General features: G+C 56.9%; 16 protein-coding genes. 7 read left to right on the top strand and 9 right to left on the bottom strand.

The features are described from left to right. The coding region (locus UP10_RS43840; protein WP_156179577.1) for a transposase at positions 1 to 308 on the top strand (308 nt) is incomplete at its 5' end. Positions 309 to 1,199: 891 nt separating this feature from the next. Here the strand turns inward: UP10_RS43840 and UP10_RS45060 are convergent. Beyond that, positions 1,200 to 1,388, bottom strand: a complete 189-nt coding sequence (locus UP10_RS45060; protein ID WP_156180802.1) for a hypothetical protein — start codon at positions 1,386 to 1,388, stop codon at positions 1,200 to 1,202. 937 nt (positions 1,389 to 2,325) lie between these two features. Between UP10_RS45060 and UP10_RS46455 the strand changes: the two genes are divergently transcribed. Both UP10_RS46455 and UP10_RS45055 read left to right on the top strand, forming a co-directional pair. Beyond that, positions 2,326 to 2,457, top strand: coding sequence for a hypothetical protein (locus UP10_RS46455; RefSeq protein ID WP_283807728.1), 132 nt, complete (start codon positions 2,326 to 2,328; stop codon positions 2,455 to 2,457). Positions 2,458 to 3,013: 556 nt separating this feature from the next. Next, positions 3,014 to 3,214 (top strand): hypothetical protein, encoded by a 201-nt coding sequence (locus UP10_RS45055; protein ID WP_156180800.1) that lies wholly within the window; start codon positions 3,014 to 3,016, stop codon positions 3,212 to 3,214. A 2,281-nt stretch (positions 3,215 to 5,495) separates the two neighbouring features. Here UP10_RS45055 and UP10_RS45050 read toward each other — a convergent pair. Continuing rightward, entirely contained in the window at positions 5,496 to 5,774 is a 279-nt protein-coding gene (locus tag UP10_RS45050) for a hypothetical protein (RefSeq protein WP_156180798.1), read from the bottom strand. Positions 5,775 to 5,946: 172 nt separating this feature from the next. Next, positions 5,947 to 6,786, bottom strand: a complete 840-nt coding sequence (locus tag UP10_RS41890; RefSeq protein ID WP_044592996.1) for a hypothetical protein — start codon at positions 6,784 to 6,786, stop codon at positions 5,947 to 5,949. A gap of 925 nt (positions 6,787 to 7,711) precedes the next feature. Here UP10_RS41890 and UP10_RS41880 point away from each other — a divergent pair. Next, the gene (locus tag UP10_RS41880; protein ID WP_050044088.1) at positions 7,712 to 7,987 is read left to right on the top strand and encodes a hypothetical protein; all 276 of its coding nucleotides are present in this window, start codon (positions 7,712 to 7,714) and stop codon (positions 7,985 to 7,987) included. Positions 7,988 to 9,528: 1,541 nt separating this feature from the next. Here UP10_RS41880 and UP10_RS41875 read toward each other — a convergent pair. Then, positions 9,529 to 9,831, bottom strand: coding sequence for a hypothetical protein (locus UP10_RS41875; RefSeq protein ID WP_044592994.1), 303 nt, complete (start codon positions 9,829 to 9,831; stop codon positions 9,529 to 9,531). A gap of 262 nt (positions 9,832 to 10,093) precedes the next feature. Between UP10_RS41875 and UP10_RS46300 the strand changes: the two genes are divergently transcribed. Beyond that, entirely contained in the window at positions 10,094 to 10,711 is a 618-nt protein-coding gene (locus UP10_RS46300) for a helix-turn-helix domain-containing protein (protein ID WP_082077584.1), read from the top strand. 170 nt (positions 10,712 to 10,881) lie between these two features. On the opposite strand, the gene UP10_RS41865 is transcribed toward UP10_RS46300, so the two are convergent. Next, positions 10,882 to 11,280, bottom strand: coding sequence for an H-NS histone family protein (locus UP10_RS41865; protein WP_044593011.1), 399 nt, complete (start codon positions 11,278 to 11,280; stop codon positions 10,882 to 10,884). A 541-nt stretch (positions 11,281 to 11,821) separates the two neighbouring features. Continuing rightward, positions 11,822 to 13,963: a type I secretion system permease/ATPase gene (locus tag UP10_RS41860; RefSeq protein WP_044592993.1), complete on the bottom strand. Its 2,142-nt coding sequence runs from the start codon at positions 13,961 to 13,963 to the stop codon at positions 11,822 to 11,824. A gap of 354 nt (positions 13,964 to 14,317) precedes the next feature. On the opposite strand from UP10_RS41860, the gene UP10_RS41855 reads away from it, so the two are divergent. Further along, positions 14,318 to 15,742: an HlyD family type I secretion periplasmic adaptor subunit gene (locus UP10_RS41855; RefSeq protein ID WP_044592992.1), complete on the top strand. Its 1,425-nt coding sequence runs from the start codon at positions 14,318 to 14,320 to the stop codon at positions 15,740 to 15,742. Between the two features lie 263 nt (positions 15,743 to 16,005). Here UP10_RS41855 and UP10_RS41850 read toward each other — a convergent pair whose 3' ends face one another. From UP10_RS41850 to UP10_RS42490, 3 genes are all read right to left on the bottom strand, one after another. Beyond that, entirely contained in the window at positions 16,006 to 16,269 is a 264-nt protein-coding gene (locus UP10_RS41850) for a hypothetical protein (protein ID WP_044592991.1), read from the bottom strand. 257 nt (positions 16,270 to 16,526) lie between these two features. Beyond that, a complete protein-coding gene (locus UP10_RS42495; protein WP_050044086.1) occupies positions 16,527 to 18,671 on the bottom strand; it encodes a caspase family protein in 2,145 nt (714 codons plus the stop codon). 198 nt (positions 18,672 to 18,869) lie between these two features. Then, on the bottom strand, positions 18,870 to 24,365 hold the full coding sequence (locus tag UP10_RS42490; protein ID WP_082077582.1) for a beta strand repeat-containing protein: 5,496 nt from the start codon (positions 24,363 to 24,365) through the stop codon (positions 18,870 to 18,872). Between the two features lie 1,714 nt (positions 24,366 to 26,079). On the opposite strand from UP10_RS42490, the gene UP10_RS41830 reads away from it, so the two are divergent. Continuing rightward, positions 26,080 to 26,854 (top strand): acyltransferase family protein (locus UP10_RS41830; RefSeq protein WP_044593007.1); only part of this gene is annotated, 775 nt, incomplete at its 3' end.

The following is a 26,854-nucleotide window of genomic DNA, read 5'->3' as shown; positions in this document are numbered from 1 at the left end:
CGACCAAGTATTGGCTATCGACGCTGCCAGCCAATATCGGCTTCCGCGAACTCGTCGATCTTGCCAAGCTGCGCTGGCGCATCGAGCGCGACTATCAGGAGCTCAAACAAGAGGTCGGGCTCGGTCACTATGAGGGCCGCGGATGGCTCGGCTTCCACCATCACGCCACGCTTTGCATTGCAGCTTACGGATTCCTGATCGCCGAGCGGGCGACGATTCCCCCCTCAGGACCTCGTTCTGCCACGCCGTTCCAGACACCTCGCTTACCCGACAATTACCGACCCAGAGGATCCGCCATCGCGGCCTGAACGCCACACCCCCAACTCGATCGCAACCATGCGTCTACGCCTGATCCGAGCGATCATCAAAACCTTGCCGCGATGTCCATGTTGTGGCGCCATCGCAGCAGGCGGACGACGATGAAAACTCATGACGCAGTAAGATTAGTTCGGCCTGCCTGGAGGGCGAGCCGGCTTCTGACGGTGTTCTTCCAGCCTCCGACCCGACCCGCTGAGATCGAGGGGAGCCTCAAATCTGTTGGCAAACGAGGAAGCGTTCTCTTGGGCACTCGTTCGGAAGGGCTTGGTCGTTCGATGGCGATCCGCTTCACAGTCGTGATCACCACCATCGTCACTGCCGCACACAACACGCCGAGCAGGACCACAAGAGCCCATTGAGGAGAGAGCATCGGCGATCCTTTCAGGAGGGTCGTCTTTCAGAGTTGTCCCGTCTGAGATAAGGGCCGTAAAGAACGTCCTGCCGCCGCTCGTAGACTTTGACCAGGACAGCGCCAGCACAAATCGTCAAAGCCGTGAATAAGGCTAACTCAACTAACATTTTCGACACCCATTCGTTTATCTCGAACGGCGCGATGATCGGAGAACAAGTTGAGCGGCGTCAATTGATTCTCCCGTTAACCTGAAGCGGATTGTCTAATGCGCCGGACCGTATCTAAAGCCGGTTCCGCATTTATCCGTTCTCGCGGGAATCAACCTTAACTATGGAGTTTAATTGCCTAGCGGCGGCCGTACCTTACGCTCGATGAAACCGCGCTCATATATTCCTACGCGCCGCCTAACGGGCTAGCGCCGTGCACGTCAAAAACAGGGCCAGCAGCGCTACAATGGCAAGACTAGACCAGACAATCTAACACAGGAGGAGGAAGGGGGAGGCGGCCGCTTCTCAGAATCGCACGTGGCTCAGCAGCCCGAATAGCGCGGGTCGGGCTTCATAATTTCTCGAAGATAGGCTTTGCCGAAGCGCTCAAGATCGCGGCTGGTCTTCCCGGTAGAGGCCAGCAGGACGATGTATTGCGCGACCCTCTCGCGGGCTTCCGCCCCCACAGGATGGCTTGCTGAACTCAAAACTCTTTCGACAATATCGTTCATGGCACCGCAATATAGGCAGTGCACCATTTTGAACTAGGGCCGTCAAGCCTAGGATGTCGGTATGGTTTTCAGTCCACCCAAGGCCTTAGCATAATTAGTTATTTGGCCTGGCCGCGTCCAGCGGCCCGCCACGAACTTTTCGCCGGGCGCCGAATTACATTGCCAGTGCCGGCGTGAACTACCCCGCTTACGATCCGGCTCGAGAACTCCGCGAGTTGTTCTACCGCCGGGATTTTTCTTTGAAGCGCGTTCCGCGGTACAACAACAGATAGTTGCCGGGGGATTCAGGACCCAGTATTTAGCCAAGCGCCCCGTGACGAACATACTCCGTCAACGCGGCGCTGTTGCTTTTATAAATTTCTACCTTACGTTAACCTCTCAACAGTTGGCGGCTCACGCCCTGAAGCCCCAGGTCGCCAACTGAGAAAGCCCCGCATCCAGCCTGCGGGGTTTTCTTTTGAAACTTTTCCCAGGTCAGTCGACAGATGATTGAAGCGCTAAGGTCCCCAAACCCGCTTCGAACCCTTGGAAAACCCCGCTCCCCCAAGCGGGGTTTTCGCTTTTGCAGTTGTCGCGGCTGAATAAACGGCCGCCACGACAGGGTTCAGATCGGGCGAAGTGGCTCTTTTATTTACTCGAGTGAAATTTCGAAGCTCGCGGAAACGAACACTCCCCCTCCGGCAGCCAGAAGGGCCGCCGGGGCGCAGTGTCGCCGCAACCAATGAAGAGAGCACTATCTTGCTGACTTGGCGCGAGGTTCAGCTAAGGCGCGCCAACCATGCCACCAAAGGCAGCGCTGGTGCGCCCTGCCCCGCGCTGAGGCGGCCGGAGGGCGGGTCGCGGGACGTCTATCGATGGACTGATGATGACCTATCTGGGTCACGGCAGACACTGGTGAATGTGCGACAGTTCAAGTCGATACCACGGAGATTTTCTCGTGAAGGGATTGCTTATTGCAGCTGGCGTGGTTGCCGCTCTGTACGTTTGGGACCAGCAATATGCACAGGGCAAATACACCTATGCGGTCGGCCGCATGGTCATACAAATTCGGCATTCGATCGGGATTTGAGGTCACCTCAGATGGCGGCCTCTTTCATTCGTCTTGCGCGCGGCGATTTGCCTGATCGTACTGCCCGGGCGCCGTTTGGACAAATAGTTGCTTGGGCTGCAATCATCAAATCGGCCCGGAGAGAGACGGCGGCGGCTGGCGATACAGCCATCACTTCTCCGGGCGACCAGGCGTCCGCGCTGTCCTCGTTGCGCCGAGGTCTGTCCGTCAATCTCAGATGAATAGGAGCTGCGGCGCAAGTGGTTACGGACCGGACGGACGAGAATGACTAGCGAAATTCTGCCGCCGCAACGCCAACTATCATTCAGCGCACGATCCCGCAGTAACTTCGGCTGCGACTGCGGTTGCTGTTTCGCACAAAACCGTAGATCTGCGGGGTATTTAATCCTTTTCTCCGACATCAAGCTTAACCAGCGACTTCATTTGTGCAAATCTCACAATTGCGTAGATTTTCTTCCACCGGACATTGCTCACCGTCCGGGTCCACCATGGCGAAGTCGTCGCGCCATTATACTCGGCGTGGCGGCTTCGTTGGTTTTCCTGCTTGGGGTATTCGATGAAGACTTTTTCTGTCTGCGGCAACAGCGAAGCCGAAGCTTCAGATCGCGACGACCTGAAACACCTCTATCGTGAGGTGCAGCGCCTGAGAACGCTACATGGTGTGCTGAAATGCGGTTCGGCTGCCGGCCCGGCCTCATCGGCGGTGGACAACCGCAACCAGAGTCGCACGGTTCACGGGAGGCTTGCCTTACACTGAATGCAATCTCGCCGCCGTCGCGAGAAGCGTTCGGAAGGTGATATTGTGACGTGCCGATAGATCTTCCCTACGTCGTTTGACGGCGAAAATGGTTGTCATCTTGCGCGTCATGTTTGCGATACTCCGTCTTCGCTGCATTGCTCCGTTGGTCCAAGGCTCCGCCAAATTGAAGTGATGTCGCCAACAAGCAGAGAGCTGCAAATGCCCCGTCTCGATATCCGCTGGTTCCGACTGCCGTCATGGTATCGGGTCTCGAATAGGCGCATTCGGCCATGGCTAGATAGTCCCCTCTGGTTTGAATTGTGAGCTAAACCAGAATGAGTTGGAGGCTGGAACGAGTTGCTGTTTTTGAGGATGGACGTCTACATCGTGAAGTCATCCACGATCACTCGCTCAAAGATCGGTTGACGTCATGCAAAAGCATCGAACCCGATCGCCGCCTCCAGCGACAAACGCCGAGATCCAAAGGTAATCCGCGCGGCAGCGTCCTAAGGCGTTGAGGTCAACTCAGACGAAAACCCGCGCCCGAGCTCCAGCAATCTCAAGGAGCCTACTTTCACAGCCATACATTGAGCGATCTGTGCGGTCGCCATGGCCAGCGGGTGGTCCTGATAGGATGAGCAGCGATTAGGCAGGCCGGATAGCTGCTCTTTTAATCAGTTCACAAATTTAATTATCTGATTGGCTTCCATTCCGATACAGCCAAGCATAATCCAGAGCGCAATGTTGATTTCGATCACCATCGCCATCGCGGATTCTCCCTTTTAAGTCGCCTTTTGAGACTCAGAGCGTTTCAAGGCCAATAATCTACCTGACTGGAGAAAGTTCCAGCAAAAGCTTTGGGCAACGAGAGATTGTTCATCGCATCAAATGCGCAATTCAGGCGAGATTTGAGAAGCTGGATTAGACGATATCCCCAGAGCGAAATTAATCACGAGTGATCGTGTTCGAATAAGGGCCGTCGAGCGGCAGAAAGAAAAGAGCGGGGATAAACGTCAGCCCGTCGAAGCCGCGCGGTGTGTCTTGTTCGTAGCTTCCGGCCCGTCGCTTCAGACAGCAAACCCACAGCGGCCCGGGCTGAGTTTGGCGAGACGACCAATGCCGGATTGAGCAACTCGACTTCTCGGCGCTATCCGTAGTTTGCGCGGGCGCTGTCGGCGTCTCGCCCCCTGAACCCCGGTCGCCGTCGGTTGGAAACCATGTCCTGGCGGACGGGGTGCCGATTGGCCGGCTTTGGCAGGGTCTCAGCCAGCCCAAAGCCGGTCTCACCAACGGCCTTCCTAAAGCCGTGGCGAGGTCGTCGGCGCACGTAGCCTCGGGCCCGAAAAGTGAAACCTCGCCTTTGGGACGGTGGGATTTGTTGGGAAAGCAGGAGGTCCGCAAACTCCGGAAAGGCGTTCGAACGAAAAACTCCCTGGGGGCTGGTCCCGCGCTAAACTGATGAAACCAATTTCTCCAACCGCGAAATCGTCCTGCAACAAACACGGCCTACGATGTTCTCGATAGCGGTGGGGTCCGATCATGTTGGCCGTCATTCTCAACGCGCTTTTTCGCCAATTCGTCAAGGCTGCCCTACCCGGCATCGCAAGTCAGGGAGGACGCCCGTGACCGAGATCGTGACGACACTGCTGGCATTCATCAGCATCAGCATTTTTCTCGCTCATGCTTTTGACGCGTATCGCCCACGTTAGGAGTTTGGCTCGATTCTTGCGTTGCCTACATTGCGAGCAGTTTTCTCATCGCAACTGGGAGGTCCAATTTAGGTTGCTGCGTCCATTTTGAACGCCTTGCGATTACAAAGGAGGCACCATTGCATCGTCTTTTAGCTCTCGTCGACATGCGGCTTGCAGTCGTAACCGAAGAAAAAGCCAAGCTCGAAGCTAGATTTCTCAAATTAATGGAACTGCGCCGGCAGGTCAGCAAATCTGATCTCGGCGGCCGCAAAAGGAAAGGCGCAGGGCTAGAGCCGCACCACGTGCACCGGCGAGCGGCAGCCGGCGTTTCTCGGCCTTTCGCGTGAAAAAGCCGCCGCTGGAACGATTCAGCGGCAGCTCTACTGGTTGCGCACGCCTCGTCCGCTTCGACAGTTTTCCGAATGCGCTCAAGAGTTCAATTCGCTCACCAAGAAAGGGGCGCGACCATCGTCCCCGTCAACATGCTTCAGCTGGCGGCTTTATTTGGTACGAACGTCTCTCTTGTGACGTAGTTCACAATGCTCCGTTCAAATCGGTTCTAGCAACATTACTGTGTCGCACGGGAGCGTCGAACCTGATCCTGGCCTTCAGCGACTAACGATAGATTCCGAGACGAACGAGCGCGGTAGCACCATGGGTAGCACCCAGATTATCCCCGTCGACAAATCGCCCGCCAGCCCCAGCCATTTCAGGGAGCGCCTTTTTTCAGTCGGATATCTGGCAATTTGTGCAGTTGCCATGACCGGCTGGTTGATCGCGCTCGGGTGGGCGATGATCCGGTTGGCCGGATGGCTGTTCTCCTGATCAGTTGGGATATTAAATGAGCTGAATTTGCCGCGATTGCGATAGAGGCAATCATCGTCCAAGCGGCAACGCTGATATTGATCACCATCGCGCCTTTTTACCTTGATTGTTCACTTTCCAATATGGCTTGGGTGGAATAGCTCCGAAAACAACGTCTCGAGGCAATAGCTGGCCAGAGTCCAGTTCAACGCCGAAACCTCTCGCCGGGCCAGCGCTTGCGCCTCAGGCGGCAAGTTAGTTTTCTTTGCCTTTCGCCGGCAACAAGACAAGTAAATCAAACAAACGCTTTAAACTATCGGATTCAACGCGGTCGATTTCTCGAACGGAAGGTTCGACGAAGTCAGCTTCTGCGGTGACGTCGTCATCGCGCACAGGGTTTTCCGACCCCTGACCGGATCCCGATAGCGGAGCGTGTTGACGGAGAATTACAGAGGAGCTCATCGATTTTGGCTGTATCGTCGCCTCCGCGATCTCCCGCGGGTTTCTCCCGTCTTCGGAAGAGCCTTTATCGGAAGGACGTTTAAAAATAGCGAGAGACGCAATTTCCCGAAGGCTGTCCGGCTGTGAGCAAGGCGCCGAGCTTTGATCATATGGGTTCGCGAAGGCGTCGAAGGGTCGCAGGTCTGAATCCTTGCGCGCGGAGGCGACAACCATGTCCAGGATCATTGGGAGAAAGGCCTTGTCATTAAACGCAACATAGGCTTTCGCCAATTGTTCGACGTACTTCTGTCCGAACGGCATCAAGATCGTCACAACCTGCGAAAGATCCTGATCCTTCCTAACCAGCGACTCCCACTCGTCGATCTGGTTCGGGTTGTCTGCAAGAAGACTAGTTTGGGCTGGCCAAACCTGAGTTGCATCCAGCGTTGTCGCTTTTGGCGGTCGGTCGACTCGGATCGAGCGAAATTGAGTTTCCGGACGTCTTGAACGTAGCGCCGATGCTTTTAGTTGCTCTTCCGCAATCAAAAGAAAAATGAGACCAAAACCCATGGCAAAGAAGCCTATCGCGGCCCAGGCGATAGAAACGCACAGCAACAATCCAATAATGAGAAATACGTGCCCTGCAATACGCATAACCGATACAATTAAATATAATTAATGGCGGCAGCCTATCTACTTGCCGAGCAGCCCGCAATCCCGAAGATTTAATCGAAGCCGAACGTGGCCATTACTCCATTACTGGCAAGCCGCGCGGAATGAATGCCCGCGCCAGGCAGGAGTCGCGGGCCGGTCATCGATCCTATACGCCTACTTTTTGGAGGTTATTGAACCCGTCTGATCGTCTGGCTCTGGCGGCAGACACCCGTTGCAGATAATGAGCCTCTTTTTCAATTTCGCATCGGCTGCCCGGTTCATGGCATCGAGGGCGGCTCCCCATTCCTTCGAGTATGGTCGCAGTTTGGCCAGATCTGCCTCACTTGGAGACGCATTGTCAGCTGCCGGCGTCTCGCTGAACTTCTCAACGATTGCGCGTTTGGCGTGGTTGCGTTTCCTGAAGGGAACGATGCTGTTCCAATAGGGAGCGTTCCAACTCGACATCGCTTTGACGGGAGGCTGGACGTAGCGCCCTGTTTCAAGGCAGCAGCCGCTAAGAAATAACTCCGCCGCGATCACACATATTAACCGCCTGCTCATTTCCGATTGCCCGTCCCAAACAATCTTCGCCGGACTTCATCGGTAGGATGCCTATCTTATGGTTAATTTTCTCTTGCAGGAGCGAGCCCGTAAGGGTCAAGCCCCGCGAAGCATCTGGTGACCACAATCACCTAGCGGCCCTTTGCGATTGATGATGCTGCGGAAACGTGGATTCAAGGAAACTACGGGCGTTAGAATATGAGGCTCCGGAGTGAACCGCTATCTGCCTCGTCCTGGTGGCAATCTCTCGGAACTATTCAATCTTGAGAGAAGAGTCGCGCTCACGATGCTAAAATAAACCCATTTGGAACTCTCATAATTGTGGCGTGTTAGGCTCTTGCCGGATTTGAGGAGCAGCAAAGAAATGTCGGATTATCGCGCCTATATTTTCGGCAAGGATGGCCATCGCTTTCTAACAATCCCGGAATTTCCGAGCGATTATCGAGATGACGCGACCGCCATGAAAGCGGCCAGAAAGCTGGTTGATGGACACGACATCGAGTTGTGGGACGCCAATCGTTTGATTTGCCGGTTTACGACTGCCATGGAAAAGCCGCAAACGCTTAAGGATTTTACCGCCGCTACCATTTCCGGCGTTCCTAGCATCCTCGTGGTGGACACCGAAGAAGAGCCGGCCTGATATGCCGCCGCCGTGTGTGCCACTCGCGACTATCCACCCCGAGCCGTCATCGCTTCACGCGATTCGTTGCAGCGGCATCGGCATTCTTGGATTGCCCTTCTCGCTTAGGCCGCCTCACTCTCATTGACAGTTTCAACTCGCGGGCCTTCCGAACGACCGCTGGAGCCGTCCGCTCCAGTTCTCGAGCAATAACCGATGCCGGGTAGTCCTTCAGCGTCGCGATATCGTTTGCTGACCAGGCAACATATTGTCGGGACAGAAGCGTCATCGGCATTCGCCCCACCGGAGAACTCGTTGCGCTCCACTTCGTCAACGCTAGCGCGAATCGTGGCCGCATCGTGACCAGCCCGGCCTGACGTACTACAAGAAGGCCACGCCGCATTCGCCAAAGAAAGCACGGTTCCTCAGTCCAAACTGAGGAACCCGGCGTGGCTGGGCAGACTTGGTACGGTCACAGCGCACAGCCCACCCGGATACACGAAGCGCTGAAGAGCTATGAGGAAAAATTGCCGCGAGTTTCGCTGCGGACAGATCATTAGCTTCAGCGATGCTGCCGCCAATCCTTGCGTTTTGCCGTCAACAGGACTGGAAACTTCTCAACCCCCGCAGCGGTTTAGCCTTGGGCGGCAGCAATTTGTGCGGTTCTAAGGTAGGAAACATCGCAGAGCTACCGGAAAATTGCGGTTCCCGTTGAAGGCAAGCGGTTTCAAGGCCGGTTTAGGAAACCCCGCCACAAGAGCATTACGCACAGATTTCTAAAAGCACCCCGGCTTGTACGTCGGTGGCGATCCATTTACTCCTATCCGACGCAGTCTAAGTCGGTTTTTGGGTGATACCTTCGCCGATGGCCGGTGCTGCTATTGCGGAGTTTTTAGCCGGAGCATTGCCAAGAAGCGAGGCAGGAGATCATCGTAACTCTATGATTTATTTAGTAATGTTCGCCACAGTGGCTATTCGAGCTCGTCTCGAGGTAGCTCAACTGTTCAAGCGACACGTGACCAGGTCTGATTTCCCAAGCCGCGTCACGGGTTGGATAAAAATAATCGAAAGATTGAGCATTTTTAATGTTCCAAGTTTGAACCCACGAGCTACGCGCGCGCCGTATCTATACGAGAATAGAGAGCAACTTCTGCCATCCATTTTGTAGTTATTTCAGCGAGAACGATTGATGAGCAGGGCTAGATTTTTGAGCCGGGACGAAGTCACAACGCTGACTGATGAAGCACTTGCTAGAAACTACCGCGAATTGCAGAAATTGAGAAGGCAAGTTCGAATTGCGGAATGCGGACGAGCTATTCCGGTGAACGCCTCGGGCGATCTCCTAGCCAAAGCGCAGGCGGTCATCAACAATTTGGAGTAGTGTGAGCCATTGCAGCACCCACGTTCATCGGATGCGGTTTCCTCCCCGAACTCGCGTTCATTTTAGAGAATCTGGTCTGCCTACCGCCGTAGGGTTATCTTAGTATCCTCTGCGATTGGATCCCGCACGGATTCTGCGCAAACCTTCGCGCGGTGCCGCCAGCAGTCAATTGATTAATGAGCTAATCGCCGCCAGTAGATATTGAGATAAACCTTTCGACGAAGTCGCTCGCTGACTCCGGCCAAAAGGAGATGCCAATCCCTCTAAGCATCTCGTGTTCCAATTCCGTATCGCGCAAGCCTTCAAATATTTCCCAGTATGCTTGGATCATTGCATCCGGGATGTCCGCGGTAGTTGTCGACAATTCTCGCAAGATCGTTATCTTCGTTGGATCTCTGGTGTCAGTGGCTGCTGCTTCAAATTGCATCCGCAGAATCTCGCGGATTTGTTCGACGTTTATGCCGTCGCCGACCCTTGTTTCCACTTCGGAGACCTTTCATCTTTCATCCGCTTGCCGGGGGCTAGGCAAGTGCTGGCTTTATGCGGCCCGGTGCAGATTAAAAGCCGGATTGGGCATATTCGTTCCGTGCCGCGCCCATCGCGGACGGTTGGAGCGCAGCTATACTGACAACTATGTCGTCAATTTTTTTGATCAAACAGGGACGTGCTGATTCCGCTCGATGTCGCCCACCATTCCGGAATGATCTCGCCCACCGTTCCGATATGATCTCGCCCACCATTCCGGGATGATGTCGCCCGGGGGTGACGAGGCCTCTTCTGGCTCCGATACGGTTCGCCTTTCGACTTTGCGAAGGGGGACCTGGACGCCGATGGAGAGGCTTGCGATGCGCCATGTGCACGATGTGATCAGATTGAAGTCGGCCGGGATGCCGACCCGCGCGATTGCGCGGCGGGTGGGAACGGCCCCTTCGACGGTGCGGCTGACGATCCGCCGGTTCCGTGCCATCTCTTCCGCCGTCCAACGCCGCCGCCGGCGCTCCCCGGTGATCAACTCGATACGACGATACGAACCGCCTTCCTGCCTGGCATCAAGCATGGCATTTGCCATCGATTCACTCCCAACGATCAGCTCATGCCAAGCTGTATCGCAGACCACGCGCACAACCGCGAGGTGGGGGCCTCTTGCCGGTTGCACAAGGCGTTGCAACAGTTCAAACCGGACCAATGCGCAAGCTTCTTCGCCAACGCCGGATAGCCGGATACGGCTTGCATTAAGAGGAACCTGCTCTAGCGGCTCGATCACGGCCGCTACGCCGATGCCGTCCAGACTGCCACTGTTGGCTACGGGCTTGGCCGCACTGGGCCTGTTCAGGCTGGTACAGAAGGCGAAAGGCCACATCTGACATCGCCACCACAGCCGAACAGTCAGGGAGTTGTGGGCTTCAGGCTTCCTAAGGCGCCTTGCAGGCATTTGAGTAGGTTTGCGCCGGCGCTATACTTGCCGACAACCCTCAGTACTTCAACGCGATATTGGCATGACCGCGTCAAACGGCCGCACCGGATGACCGAGGCCTCAAGCCTGGACCCGCTGCCGGTTTCCATTGTTCTTGTTCTTTGATCCCGTTTGGCGAATTATGAATTCTTCAATCGTATGACCGGTCTTTAGGGCTGCCGCCAACCAGCGCGGTTGTTTTCCCCTGCCGGACCAAGTTTCGGATGGCTCCTTTGGGTTGCGGTACTTCGGAAGAACCCGCGGATACTTGCGCCGGTCACGAGTCAAACCGTTCAAGGAATGCGCATCTTCCGGCTTTGATTGACGCACTTCATTATCGCGACGCAGCTGAGCCAGCCGCTTTTCAAGCTCTCGTTTTTCGGTCGTCAGCCGAACGGACAAAATCTGGCTAATCTCCTCGTACAACTGCCACATCTCATCGATGGACATACCTTCAAGGTTCAACTTCCGTGTCATCAGCATGTCTCAGTCTTTGGTGATTCGCCCGAAATGGTATCAGGCCGATACTGAATTCCCAACGAGTATCAGGCCGATACTGAATTCCCAATGAGTATCAGGCCGATACTGAATTCCCAATGAGTATCAGGCCTTCCATAGGAAACGAGGCTAGCTCGGACCTTCAATGTAGTCTTTCCCACAATCGCCTGACCAGTTCAACCCTGGGGAGCAAATGTGCGCAAAGAATGTCGACGAATATTAGTTCCACCGGAAATGTATCTCGTCGCAACGGGATTGGGGAATGGCATCCTAACGTATGGTAAGGTGTATAACGGCCGCCCCCGTGAGCCCCGTCTTCAGCATTGAATGGGCGCTGCGGGCAACTATCAGCACCTTGACCTTCCAAAAGAATTTAGCCGAACTTGGTGGCGGGCTGTAGGCATCGCGGACACCAAGCTGGGCCTTCCATATTGCCAAGCCAGAGAGACGTCTCGCACCTGACGAGGCGTATTTTCCCGTTTAAGTTGAGTTTGTCTTACCATCTTGCGCTTTGGAGCGTGCTCTACCGCACTTCTTGGATATCCGCCTGCACCCGATGAAGCGCCGCATAGCGCCCGCCACTGCTGATCAGTTCGTCGTGCGTCCCATCTTCCACCAAACGGCCGCGATCAATGGTGATGATCCGATTGCTGCGTCGCACAGTGGACAGACGATGTGCGATAATGAATACCGTGCGGCCTTGCGCGATGCGTCGCATGTTTTCTTGAATGATGCGCTCGCTTTCATAGTCCAGCGCACTGGTTGCTTCATCGAAAATCAGAATGCGGGGATTGGTCACCAGCGCGCGAGCGATAGCAACTCGCTGACGCTGTCCACCTGAGAGGCTAGCGCCGCGCTCGCCCACGATCGTGTCGTAGCCCTCCGGCAGTTCTAATATGAAATCGTGAGCACCTGCGAGTTTGGCTGCTTCGACGACCCGTTCGATCGGCATTGCCGGATCTGGCAATGCGATATTGTCGCGGATCGATTGATTGAAAAGAACATTCTCCTGCAACACCGTCCCGATCTGACGGCGCAGCCAAGACGTGTCGACCATGGAGAGGTCGACCCCATCGACCAGCACGCGGCCACTTTCGGGGATGTAGAGACGCTGGATGAGCTTCGCGACCGTGCTCTTGCCTGAGCCCGAGGGGCCGACTATGCCGATAACCTGTCCGGCGGAAACGCTGAAACTAACGTCGTGCAGCACCTCCGGCCCATCGATGCGGTACCGAAACACGACATGGTCGAACGTGACGTCGCCTCGAATAGCAGGCAGTGCGGCGCGGGTCGGATTGAACCTGGGTTCTGGCGGCGTGTTAAGGATGTCGCCAAGCCGCTCAACGGAGATCCTAGCCTGATGGAAGTCCTGCCAGATCTGCACCAAGCGTAGGACCGGTTGGCTCACCCGTCCGGCCAAAATGTTGAATGCGACCAGTTCGCCTACGGTCAGGTCGCCGGAGATCACTAGCCGAGCTCCGAAGTACAGAACGCCCGCCATAACGGCCTTGTTGACAAATTGAACGCTGTTGCTGGCATTATTTCCTAGCCGCAAAACTCGGAAGCTCGCCGTTACGTAGCCAGCGAGTTGCTCTTCCCAGCGCCTCTGCATCTGCGGTTCGACCGCCATTGCCTTAAGGGTATCGACCCCTGTGACGCATTCCACAAGAAAGGCTTGATTCTCTGCACCGCGCTTGAATTTCTCGTCGAGTAATTGGCGAAACCGCGGCGTCGCCCCAGCGGAAATTCCTATGTAAAAGGGGAATCCAGCGAGAACGATGCCGGTCAACAGAGGAGAATATAAAAACATGACCCCGAGAAAGACGAAAGTGAAGAACAGATCGATCACAAGGGTCAGGGCGGAACTGGTCAAGAATGTCCGGATATTCTCCAATTCACGCACGCGCGCGACCGAGTCACCGACGCGGCGAGCCTGGAAATAGGCCGTAGGCAATGCGAGCAAATGCTGGAACAACCTTGCGCCAAGTTCGACGTCGATCCGATTAGTGGAGTGCGAAAAAAGATACGTCCGCAGGACGCCAAGAATAGTCTCGAACAGTGCTATCCCGAGCAATCCGATCACGAGCACATCGAGCGTGTCGATACTGCGATGGGCCAGAACCTTGTCAATGACCACCTGAAAGAACAATGGCGAAGCGAGCGCAAACAGCTGAAGAAAGAAGGATGCGAAGATCACCTCAGCCAGTTGCCGCCGATACTTGTGAATCGCGCCCACGAACCAGGTCAGATCGAAACGGCGCGAAAGTTCAGTCAGATTGGCGCGCCTGGTCATCAGAACGAGGCGTCCGTCCCATATCGCCTCGAGGTCGACTCTGGTCATCAATTCCGGGCGAGGCGTCTTCGCGGATTGTGCGACGACCTTGTCGTCACCAACTTTGCCGAGCAGAAGAAAGCCGCCATCCTTGAGTGCGGCAATTGCGGGCAAAGGGGTGGTTATCAGGCGCGCCCAATTCGTCTTCACCTCACGCGCCTTGAGGCCAAATTCCCTGGCGCATCGGATCATGTCCAGAGTACTGATCGCCTGGGTCCCGCACTGATGCCGAATTTGGGCGGGATCCGCGCCGATACCGTGAAAGCGCAGCAGCATCACCAGCGCGATAAGACCTGGATCGTTCGGCCCGGGTATATCCGAATGCCCCGTCATAAATTCACCCCGTTCCTGCAATCCCGCCGCTATCGAGCGGCCGGTTAAATCTATGATAATCGCGCTCGATTCTGTATTTCTAAACTTGTTATCCGAAACTACGGCGGCATGTTTATGATAATCGCGCTCGATTCTGCATTTCTAAACTTGTTATCCGAAACTACGGCGGCGTGTTGACGCCATGACTTTCAATATTTATTCGCAATTCGGCGGAAAAATTGCCCCTCAAAGGTTATAAACGCGTATCAGATTCGATAACGTCAATCGGTGTATCCGCGGAAATACGGGAATCTCCTGTCATCGAGCGCTCTCTGCCTAAAAAATGGGCGGGCGCCTGCAGTTGGGTTGAATTTGATGAAGCCGGAAGCGAAAGTCGTTCCTTTTCCGGCGGCGGCAAAGCCGCGGGACCCAGACGAGCTTGCGTTCCTACCCGCAGCCCTCGAAATCGTCGAAACCCCGCCCTCCCCCGTTGGCCGGGCAATCGGAGCCAGCGTCATCGCGATTTTCTTGCTCGCCTTGATTTGGGCGAGTCTGGGCCATGTGGATATTGTGGCCACCGCAACTGGAAAAATAATTCCGACCGGTCGTAGCAAGGTCATTCAACCATTCGAAACCGGTGTCGTGCGCGCGATACGAGTCACCGACGGCCAAAGTGTGAGGGCCGGTGATACGCTAGTCGAGCTCGACCCCACCATCAATGAAGGCGAGATTAGTCATCTCCAAGGTGACCTACAGTCGGCGCAGCTCGACATCGCTCGCCTGCGTGCCGCGCTCGCTGATACAGACGATCCGCTCAACGCATTCCGTCCCCCGGAGGGGGCCGACCAGGCTCTGGTCAATATGCAACGTCAATTTCTGAGGGCGCAGGTCACGGAGCACAGGGCGAAACTTGCGGCCCTGGATGGGCAAAGGGCTCAAAAGGAGGCTGAACTCGGTACCATCTCGGCAACGGTCGACAAACTTGAGGCAATCATTCCGATGATCGAAGAACGAGTCAACATTCGCAAGACGCTCAATGAGTTTGGCTCCAAGCTACAGTATTTCGAGGTGCTACAGCAATTGACCGAAAGCCAGCAGGAGCGGTTGGTCCAAATGAGCCATCTAAAAGAAGCACAGGCCGCGGTCGCAGCAATTGTCGAGACACGAGCCCAGACCCGAGCCGAGTATCGCCGAACACTGTTCGGCGAGTTGACGGAGGCCGAGCGGAAAGCGGCGGGCCTGGTCGCCGATCTGTCGAAAGCCGAGCAGCGCACCAAATTTCAACAGCTGACCGCGCCAGTATCGGGCACGGTTCAGCAATTGGCCATACATACGGTCGGCGGCGTGGTGACACCTGCACAGGCACTCATGGTGATCGTGCCCCGCGACAGTCAACTAGAAATCGAAGCAATGGTGAGCAACCGCGACATCGGTTTCGTGCACACCGGCGACGAGGCGGAAATCAAGGTCGATACCTTCGACTTCACTCGATACGGCTTGTTGCATGGGAAGGTGCGCACGATCTCATCTGATTCAATTGTGCGCGACGCTGCGAGCGACAAATCGGACGACAAACCAGCTAGCTTCTCCAGCTCCGCTAGCGAGCCCAAGGGCCAGGAATTGACCTACGCAGCGCGAATCTCAGTTGACCGCCTGCAAATGCAGGTGGAGGACAAGATGGTCAATCTTTCGCCCGGCATGGCGGTCACCGCCGAGATCAAGACCGGGTCTCGACGGATCATCAGCTACCTGCTGTCACCGCTGATGAAATACAAGCAAGCGAGCCTGCGTGAGAGATAGGGTATCCATCCGGGCGGGCGGCCGTCAGATCATGCTGCTCGAGCGGAGGCTTTGTGATGCTGGCGTCCAATTCCAAGGAGCTGTTTGTCGAGCCTAAGTGCTGGATGGGCATCGATTCGAGCAAGGATACAACTCCAGCGCGCCGCCAGTTAGCCCAAGCCGTAACCCCGCAGGCGCATTTCGACGCTGTTCTGCAACGCGTCTGGCCTCGACGGCCTGCGTGGCGAACTCAGCGTGTTCGGCGTCTAGCCTTCGGTTGCGGTCTAGACTAGTCTGGTCAGGGTCAAAAGCTCGACGACCAATCGAGCCATTTCGCTCCGGCGAGCGACCTCACGCGCGCTGATAATCGTCCTCGATGCGGATGATATCGTCCTCGCCGAAATAGCTGCCGGTCTCACCTCGATCAGCTCAAGCTGGATCTTGCGGGTTCTCCAGCCGGTGCACCGCGCCGATCGGGATGTAGATCGATTCGTTCTCATGCCCGTCTTGACCAGCTCGCTGACGGTCACCTGCGCGGTGCCGCGCACCACGATCCAGTGCTCGGAGCGATGGTGATGCTTCTGCAGGCTGAGCCGCCCGCGAGGCGGCCCGCGCCGGAGCGATACCGCGCATTCGGGCACCTGGGCTAGACGAACTGCTTACTTTGAATTGGACGTCAGCATCAGCAGTCTCCGCTCAAGTAGCATGATCTGACGGCGGTTTATGCCGGACGGATAAGAGATAGAGCGAAATCGGAAGGCTCCGCTGTCGGCTTGTTTCGACTCCAAAATGCTCCGTCTCTCGCTCAGTTGCAAATTGGCTTCCCCTCCACGACCGGACATGGCTTTCTCTGAGACTTCGGCGGCAAGACTCCAAGCGCAGCCTTGGGAGGACGCTCCAAAGCGGTCGAAGGTAAAGGCCTGTTGGGCCTCGGCAGCAAGGTTTGCCCCGCTTGATCGACCGCTATCGGCGGCGACGTCGACGCAGTATGTGCAATCGGCTTTGGCCGATTTCGGGTTGGTTGCGGCACGAACGTTGCCGGCCGGGAAATCGGCAGGGGAATGCTGCCAGTCGTGCGCGGCGACCCCGTTGTGGTACGTTGATTTCGCGGCAATAAGCCGGTTGGCGGCGATGCGATTATTGTGTCGACGGGAAGCGGCGGCTCGATATTTGTCGTACGCGCGGGCGGCCCAGCGTCTCGATATGCCTGTATCCTATAGTCGGTTGCCCAAGAAGGCGTCAGTGACGCGGTCGGCACGGGCGCACTCAGAGCCGGCTTCATCCGTTCTGGCGCAGCCGGATCCAAGATCGCCCAGATAGGCGTCGCAGATACCGCTGGAACGGACGGCGACGGAGGCGGTCTGACCTCTTCCTGCTCTACCGGATTCGAAGCAGGTGGTGGCGGAGTCTGACTTTTGATCTGCGTGGCGCGAGTCGCAACCGAAGGCGGAAGGCGCGGAGGATCATCGAGCTTGTTCGCGTCTGCTGGCGAATTTGACGAAACGGCTTCACCGTCCGGTTTAGTCGGAATGTCATTCGTGCCGTTGATGACCTGCATCTTGCGAGCGTTATTGGAAATAGGCGGACCGGGCGGCCGCACCACCACAGCCGGTAGATCGATATAGACCGGCAACGATACGAACATTGGCACGGGGAGAACGTATGCTTCAGATGGCGCAGCCGGCGGTGCCAAACTCAGGAATTCTGGCGGCGGCTCCAGGAAGTAAATTGGTGCCTGTTGTGGCAGTTCAAGCCCGAACACGGGATCGTCGAAGACGAGCACAGTTCGCTCGATAAACTGCAGTTCGTCAGGCAGAGGCGGCGGGACATCGTATTCCACCCTTGCGAATCCAGAAGCCGGAGCGACCGCGGCGCCCAAACGCGTGAGAAGACGACGGGCATCTGCCACGTGGGGTCCGCGCGGATATCGCTCCAAGTACGACCAGTAGGCATCGGCCACATTAGCTTGGTAGGTCCTTCGCCAGGTGATGGCCTCGCGCCGTACCGCAAGCAGCGCGCGAACCCGCTTGGTCAAGGGCTCCCGCCAATAGTCCGCAAGAAAATCTGTATAGCCGTCGAAAGTGTCGCGCATCAAGGCCACCAGATAGGCGTCGTTGGCACCGAGGCTGCGCATCGATTGGGAACGCATCCTGGCGGTACGCTCGAGCGAGTCAGCCCGCGCTGGCGCGCCAGGACCACGTTCGAAGAACATGAATTGCGTTTCGATTCTCGAAGCATCCCAGGGCACCTGCGCACCCTTCGTCAATTCGTTGACACGCAAACGCACACGATCAAAGACGTTGGAGGGCGTCAGGCCGCCCTCAAGAATCATTTCGCTGAGCGCTTTGGCATAGTGGCCGTAACCTTCCTCATCATCGGGCGAGACTGTGCCCGGCGAGGCATTGAACGCAATCAGCATATTGGGTTCGGGCTCGACCCAGGCGAGGCCACTGGCCGGGGGCTGACCCGACAAGAAGGGTGCACTTTTGCGGGCCACATCCAGGATGATGAAGGTTGCCTTCAAACGAAGCCCGGCGAGCGAGCGCGTTTGGTCGGACAACCGTACAGCCAGACGGGGTACGTCTGAAGCCTCGGCAATGTTAGCGTCGACCGGTAACAGATAGTTCTCACCTTCGAGCTGTAGCCCATAACCCGCAAAATACACGGCAGCTACTGCGTCAGGCCCCGCCTTTGCGACGGCGTCGATAAAATCGCGGAAAGCTTGGCGCAGCAAATCTTCATCCAGATCGCGGGCGCCCATTACGCTGAAGCCTGCCGCCCGTAGCGTTTCGGCGACCAGCGCTGCATCGTTTACGGTGGTCGGGAGCCTGTTGGATTTGTATGAAGCATTCCCAATGACAAGCGCCAGACGCTTCTCGGACGGCGCGGCGCCAGCCGGGAGTGAGAACCCAACCGCAAAGAGGATCAGAAGGGAGAGTAATATCTTCAAATGTCGTCACATTTCATGCTGAAACGTTGGGCGAAACTAGCTCAACATTGCTCTAAATGCCGGCAACCGCAAGTCAGCGTTCAATTGGAGGATAGTGACGAACCGATTGTTTGAAGATGTTTCAGCTCACGCTGAGCCTGCTGTACCCAAGCTGCCGCGTCGCGAAGTTGCTTCCAAATTCGCAACGGACGGGGCCGGTTATCCTTGCACGCTGGAACTAAGATGTCCCGGTCCAGGAACCGACGTGGCCAAGTGCGACAACTGGACAGTCCCTCCAACCTCGGGATTGCCCAATATCGATTTAGGACCACTATCAAACGAGGAAGTGGGAAATGCCGATGCCATGTGTTGGGACCATAGCGCCAATCTTTGATCCAACGCACTTATCAAAGATGCTGAATCCCTTCCCAGCCCCTGCGATGGCAAATTGCCGCTTTGATCCGTTTGCAAAGGAGGGTCGACGAGAGATGTACCGCCATTCCCATCGCTTGATACGGTAAAGTTTGCCAATGAATAGTTGCCAAGGAGAGCGATGCTGGCAGTGTGGGTGCCATCACTAACCGTCAGCGTTCCAGGCGAGTTGTTGCCGGAATAGCCGATTGTGGCATTGGCCCCGGCCGTAATGTCGCGAAGGTCAATAACGTCACCAATCGCAAGTTGACCACCTATCGTGCCCTTGAAGCTTGCCGAGTTATCGATTGTCAGCGTACCGGTTGCGGCCGCGAATGTGATCGAACCGGAGTAGGCTCCAGTCAATTCAGTCGTTTGACCGGCCGCGATCGTAATCGCCCCATTGGTGACAACGCCAATGACCCCATCGCCGTTGAGATCCTGATGAAAGCTTGGCTCCAGAGCTTCCAGCGCCGTGCTGCTGCCCGACACCGTACCAATCGGGTCGGTCGTCATGTTGCCGCTACTATCGGTGTCCCAGACCGTATAGGTGTTGGCACCTGTCTTCCAGGCAGTCTCATAGCCGCCGGCGATCGCCTCCGCGGCAATCGGTGCCCATCCGCCAAACTCGCCCGCCGTAACGGCCGTTCCGTCGTATTTCAGTTCGGGACCGGTCCCGCCGGCAACGGGGTTGAAGAAATAGTTGCTTCCAAACTGCACCAGCGCGGTCGATCCGGCCGACTCGATCGTCGTGCCAGCAGACACAGCGGGAATCCCGATCACGCCATCGCCGTTGAGATCCTGATGAAAGCTTGTCTCCAGAGCTTCCAGCGCCGTGCTGCTGCCCGACACCGCACCAATCGGGTCGGTCGTCATGTTGCCGCTACTATCGGTGTCCCAGACCGTATAGGTGTTGGCACCTGTCCTCCAGGCAGTCTCATAGCCGCCGGCGATCGCCTCCGCGGCAATCGGTGCCCATCCGCCAAACTCGCCCGCCGTAACGGCCGTTCCGTCGTATTTCAGTTCGGGACCGGTCCCGCCGGCAACGGGGTTGAAGAAATAGTTGCTTCCAAACTGCACCAGCGCGGTCGATCCGGCCGACTCGATCGTCGTGCCAGCAGACACAGCGGGAATCCCGATCACGCCATCGCCGTTGAGATCCTGATGAAAGCTTGTCTCCAGCGCTTCCAGCGCCGTGCTGCTGCCCGACACCGTACCAATCGGGTCGGTCGTCATGTTGCCGCGACTATCGGTGTCCCAGACCGTATAGGTGTTGGCACCTGTCTTCCAGGCAGCCTCATAGCCGCCGGCGATCGCCTCCGCGGCAATCGGTGCCCATCCGCCAAACTCTCCCGCCGTAAAGGCCGTGCCGTCATATTTCAGTTCGGGGCCGGCCCCGCCGGCAACGGGATCGAAAAAATAGTTGTTTCCAACCTGCACCAGCGCGGTCGATCCGATAGACTCGATCGCGGTGTGGATCTGCAGCGTGCCGGAGGGAGTGGTCAGCGCACCGGTGAGGTTGGCTGTATTGCCGGCGCCGTCCTTTATGGTCGCCGAGTTCAGGTTGACCGCCGTAACCGCCAGGTCCGCGGTGGTCTGGCCGGCCGCCACCGTGTAGCTGAAGGTCAGCGCGCTGGTCCCCGAGCCACCGGTATAGGTCGCCGTGCCGCCGTCATTGAGCGCCAGCGTCGGTGTTCCGCCCGTCGTGTTGACCGTCACCGCCTCGCTCAGGTTCACCGTCAGCGTCACCACGCTGCCAACCCCGAGGTCGCCCGTGCCGGCCGTGATCCCGGTCCCGGAGGCCGCCACCGACGATACCGTGGGCGTCGTGGTGTCGATCTGCGGGCTGCCCTGGGTCAGGCCGGCCACTGACATGCTGGACGCATTGCCGGCACTATCTTTAATCGTGGCACCGTTGAGGTTGACCGTCGAGACTTTCAGGTCGGGAGTATTCTGGCCGGCCGCCACCGTGTAGTTGAAGGTCAGCACGTTCGTACCTGAACCGCCGATATAGGTCCCGGTGCCGCCATCGTTGAAGGTCAGCATTGGCGTACCGCCACTGGTGTTGACCGTCACCGCTTCGTTCATCGTGAGGGTATAGACGACTGTTTTGCCCGCGTTGAGATCGCCGCTCGAGGGCGTCTCACTGATCGAGCTGATCACCGGAGCCGTGGCGTCGATCTGCAGCGTGCCGGAGGGCGTGGTCACCGCGCCAGTTAGACTGGCCGCATTGCCGGCGCCGTCCTTTATGGTCGCCGAGTTCAGGTTGACCGCCGTCACCGCCAGGTCCGCGGTGGTCTGGCCGGCCGCCACTGTGTAGCTGAAGGTCAGCGCGCTGGTGCCAGAGCCACCGGTATAGGTCGCCGTGCCGCCGTCGTTGAGCGTCAGCGTCGGCGTCCCACCAGTCGTGTTGACCGTCACCGCCTCGCTCAGGTTTACCGTCAGCGTCACCACGCTGCCGGCCCCGAGGTTGCCGGTCCCCGCCGTAATCCCGCTCCCGGAGGCCGCCACCGACGACACCGCAGGCGTCGTGGTATCGATCTGCAGCGTGCCGGAGGGCGTGGTCAGCGCACCGGTGAGGTTGGCTGTATTGCCGGCGCCGTCCTTTATGGTCGCCGAGTTCAGGTTGACCGCCGTCACCGCCAGGTCCGCGGTGGTCTGGCCGGCCGCCACCGTGTAGCTGAAGGTCAGCGCGCTGGTCCCCGAGCCGCCGGTGTAGGTCGCCGTGCCGCCGTCATTGAGCGTCAGCGTCGGCGTCCCACCGGTCGTGTTGACCGCCACCGCCTCGCTCAGGTTCACCGTCAGCGTCACCACGCTGCCGGCCCCGAGGTCGCCGGTCCCCGCCGTGATCCCGCTCCCGGAGGCCGCCACCGACGACACCGCAGGCGTCGTGGTATCGATCTGCAGCGTGCCGGAGGGCGTGGTCACCGCGCCGGTTAGACTGGCCGCATTGCCGGCGCCGTCCTTGACCGTCGCCGAGTTGAGATTGACCGCCGTCACCGCCAGGTCGGCGGTGTTCTGCCCGGCCGCAACCGTGTAGCTGAAGGTCAGCGCGCTGGTCCCCGAGCCGCCGGTATAGGTCGCCGTGCCGCCGTCATTGAGCGCCAGCGTCGGTGTTCCGCCCGTCGTGTTGACCGTCACCGCCTCGCTCAGGTTCACCGTCAGCGTCACCACGCTGCCGGCCCCGAGGTCGCCCGTGCCGGCCGTGATCCCGGTCCCGGAGGCCGCCACCGACGACACTGTGGGCGTCGTGGCGCCGATCTGCAGCGTGCCGGACGGGTTCGTCACCGCGCCGGTTAGACTGGCCGCATTGCCGGCGCCGTCCTTGACCGTCGCCGAGTTGAGATTGACCGCCGTCACCGCCAGGTCGGCGGTGGTCTGACCGGCCGCCACCGTGTAGCTGAAGGTCAGCGCGCTGGTGCCCGAACCGCCGCTATAGGTCGCCGTGCCGCCGTCATTGAGCGTCAGCGTCGGCGTACCGCCGGCAACCGTCACCGCCTCATTCAGGTTCACCGTCAGCGTCACCACGCTGCCGGCCCCAAGGTTGCCCGTACCCGCCGTGATCCCGGTCCCGGAGGCCGCCACCGACGACACCACAGGCGTGGTAGACGTTGACGAAGACGCAGACGATGCTACCGAAATATTATCGAGATACCAAGCGCTTTGACCATGTAGAGACGCCCCGGAGAATTCGAGCGTCGTCGAGCTGCTGGTCGCTGTTACTGTGTAGGAATATTCTGTATAGCCGAATTCAGTATTGGCTAGTGAAAGCAGGGTTTGCCCATTCCAGATTGCCGAAAAATCATTGTTTCCAGACCCCAGGCTTTTGAGCCAAAAATTCACCGTATAGGTCTGGCCTGGAGTGGTTGCGATTGTTTGGCTCAACGCACCGTCTGAGGTGGACGGACCAACAGAGGCCAATTTGGCCACGTATGTGCTGCCGCCTTCTGCTGTCCCGATGGCAGAATTGGACGATCCGGCGATCGTAATTTCTTGCCCATAGGTCCAGGTATAATTACCACCCAGAGTCCAGCCCGAGAAATTCCCGGTTGCGAAGTTGCCATTCGTAACAAGATTGGGCTGCACATTTAGGGTCATTGCCAAAGGCGAAGAGACCGCACTCACGTTGCCCGCAAAATCCGTGGCCGTGGCCGTGAAGCTTTCACTTCCGTTTGCAAGCGCCGCAGTCGTAAACGTCCATGCGCCGCCACCATTCGCGATGGTTGTTCCCAGCAACGTCGAGTTATCGTATACCGTGATCGTCTTGTAGGCCTCGGCCGAGCCATTCAAAGTCACGGTATTCGACGTATAGCCGTTCAAATAGTCGTTGACGGTCCCGCCCGAGACTGTCGGCGCCGCGGGTGTCGTAAGGTTCGGGCGCGTCGTCGTATTGTTCGTTACCGTGTCATTGCTCGATTGGTTTATGAAAATAGTGCCATTGCTCGCGGCCTGGGTATTCTCGGTGTTATTGCCATAGACGGTATTCCCGCTAATGACCGCGTTGGCCGTCAAGTAGGACTCGATCCCTGGCCCGCCGCTGTCATAGACCGTGTTGTCTTCAACGAGAATTTCGCCGGTGTAGTTGGGATTGGTATCGAGAATGATGCCTTCGCCATCGGTAATCTTGCCGCTGCCGTTGGTTGGGACCAGCTGCGAGTTGCCAAAGACCAGATTACCGCTGATTACATCGTGGACCCCGGAATTCGTGTCGGAGTTCGTCGAGACGGCGACAGATATCCCGCTATTTCCAAACGCCGACCAATGCGCATTGTTGTAGACCACGTTATTTAAAATCTGCAGATAATCTGCATAGCCGGTAGCGATACCGCCACCGGGCTCATTGTAGATGGTATTATTCTCGAGCGTTATGTGATTGGGATTGGTTACGGTGCTGCTTTGCGTGACCTGTATGCCGTTTCCGTCAAGGTTGGGATTGCCTGCGCTATACCCTGCCAACGCCTGAGCCTGCGTGTAGTTGGCCGCATCACCAACGATGGTGAAGCCGTTGATAACGATGTAGGACGCTTTAATGTTGATTCCGTTCCAGGCACCCGAGCTATTGATGACCGGGGTTTGGCCAGAGGCGGCCTCGAACGTAATGGGTGCGCTTGCGGTACCACTTGTAGTGATAGAAAGCACATCGTTACCTCCCCCGGACGACGTGTAAGTACCGTTCATAACCTCGACGGTATCACCGGCTTTTACGACGTTTGCAGCTTCCTGCAGGGTAGCGAAAGGCGTCGTGGAAGACGTGCCGATATTGTTATCGGAGCCGAGAATTGAACTCACGTAGTAGGTTGTCATAGACTGTTTCCCTCGCCGCTTCGTCCAAGATCAAGACCGCAATTCGCCCGCGTCGGCGCGAACGTCTGAAACCGCAAACATCAATAGGTTCCAAATCCAAACATTTCGTTGGAACTCAAGATAAAATTTAGATGCAATTGCTTGCATCTGCTGCGCCGACCACATCGAACGTTGAGAAGCAGCATCACATCCCCATCCTTTACTGACGCGTTTCCACCGCCGCACAATTGCGGCAGTTGTCACCGGTCAAAGCGACAGGAGGAAACCCTGACTAACCTATCGACCCCGCGGTCGTCCCCGCCGCTGTAGGGTCTGTCCCACCCAAGCCCATCGCAAACATGGTTAACAGCGGACTATGGCAAAAATGGAACCCAAAAAAGTAATTGAAAGGGCGACTTGCGGAATTTGATAGGCAAAAAGCGGACTTTTTGGCGCGAAAGCAGCCAAATGGTGCCAAGGCGACTTTCAGATCCGGTGTCGGTACGCGAAGGCACGGAGCTGGAACGGATGCTGCCCAGGCTGATTCTTGCAGGGTTCGGCCTTCCGAAGGTCTGGAGTGCACGCGAGCTACCTGAACGCAGATATCACACGGGAACGGTCTATCGACGGGCAAGACGCGTCGTATGGATAACGCCGAGGCCAACCGGTCTCGAGACGAGAGCGCCGCGCCGAGAGCAACCTTGGCCAAGTAGCCGCCGGGTGCGCGCGGCGCCGACCTGCGAGCGTTTGAAGGCAAATTTGACGATCCAGCTTTAGCCATGACCTTAAGGTCGTGCAGCGAATGCAGCCGAGCAGCCGCGGACGTCCGCGCCGATGAAATTACAACGGAAAGCTTCGGTTGGTAGGTGAGGATGCCGTTAAACCGGTGCGACCGACGTGGGGTTTCGCGCCGGCTTGGAGTGGCTCCAACCACAGGCCTCGTTTAAATTACGGCCAAAATGAACGGCATCGAGCCGCAGCCGGACCTCGCATCCCGCGAACTCCAGGCAAGCCGCACGAACACGCAAGTCAACAAACTCTGTCACGTCAGCTCATTGCCACGGTCGCCAAAGGCTCTTGGAGAGGAAGACCGGCTGCGCGACACCGCATCGGACCGAAATTCGAGCGCGGCGTGAAACCGGTCTTCGAGCTTAAAAAGGCGGCATCCTTGCCTCAATCAGCATCGAAAATGGGCTCGAGCTTCATCAGTGGGATCGAGTCCATCGAGTTCCACATTGAGACCGACAGCGGCCGCGATGCTCACGGCCTGCACCGAATAAATAACTCGAATGCCGCAACGTGGCGCAGCGGGAAGTTAGGCCGAAGCTAGTTTTCCCCAAGCAAGTCGCTATTGCGCCTGTACGCAGAGAGCCGCGCCAGCATCAACTCCATCGCCGGTCGATCGACGACAATCCGCTGGCAGCCAACTGGAAGGCTAACTGCCCCATCGCTAGTTCAGCTATTTGCGTAACCTCTCGCAACAACGCGAAGTATTGACGTTGATCAATTTTCGTGCCCGCCCGATCGCAGAGTCGCGATCAATATTCGCCGCGAGGCAGAGTTCCGTCTTGATTAACCCCTCGTTTCAAAATATTATAAAATCAAAATATTATAAAATAAGTTTAATCTAAACGCGCGATGGAATTATGGCGCCAAAAAACTCCACATCGCCATCTTTAACTGACTGTTTTGAAGCGTCTGATTTTTTCTGTTCGCGAAGATGTGAGACTTTTGAATGAGTGAAGTAATTGATCGGCGTGCGCTAGTCAATCCACTGCAGCAAATCATCCTAGACGCGTATCGAAAGCAACATTATCCGCTGGGATATGTCCCTTCCCTCGATGGCATGAGGGGACTGATGACGGTCATAATTGTTGTGGCTCATGTCTACTATGAGTATCTCCCGGGGGTTATACTTTACATAGACGTATTTTTCGCGGCCAGCGCGTATTATATCACGTCGCTCCTAATACGAGATATCGATCGCCACGGCCAAATTAAATACATCGAATTCTATAGAAGACGCTTTGCCAGAATCCTTCCTCCACTATTGGCAATGATCGGGGGCTATCTGCTCTTTCGGTCGTTCTTCGCGCCGCCTTTCTCGTCTGCGCTTGCACACAGCGCGATCGTTCTGACGTACGTCTCCAACTATTGGTATATTTTTGATCCCGACGGCATCAAGGATCTTGTCCATTCTTGGACGCTTTCGTCGGAGGAGCAATTCTACATTCTGTGGCCTATCACCTTCGCATTTCTAGCGCGGCGGCTTGGTATAGGTTGGTCGCTCGTTCTTGCGATCCTTGTCATTGCGATGTCCATTTGGGCGTGGAGGATCGGGTTGGCCCTTCACGGCGTATCGTGGGAAAGGCTCTATTTTTCGCTCGATACGCGTGCTGATGATTTAATGGTGGGTAGCGCCATCGCGGTTATTTTGAGGCTGGTTTCGCCTGGCGACTATCCCGCTCTGGACAGATTTCTTCCCAAATTAGCCGTCCCGCTATTGCTAT

The organism is Bradyrhizobium sp. LTSPM299 (genome assembly GCF_000938235.1).
Taxonomy (GTDB): domain Bacteria; phylum Pseudomonadota; class Alphaproteobacteria; order Rhizobiales; family Xanthobacteraceae; genus Bradyrhizobium.
The sequence above is the reverse complement of the archived record's forward strand: the minus strand, read 5'-3'. Positions and strand labels throughout refer to the sequence as shown.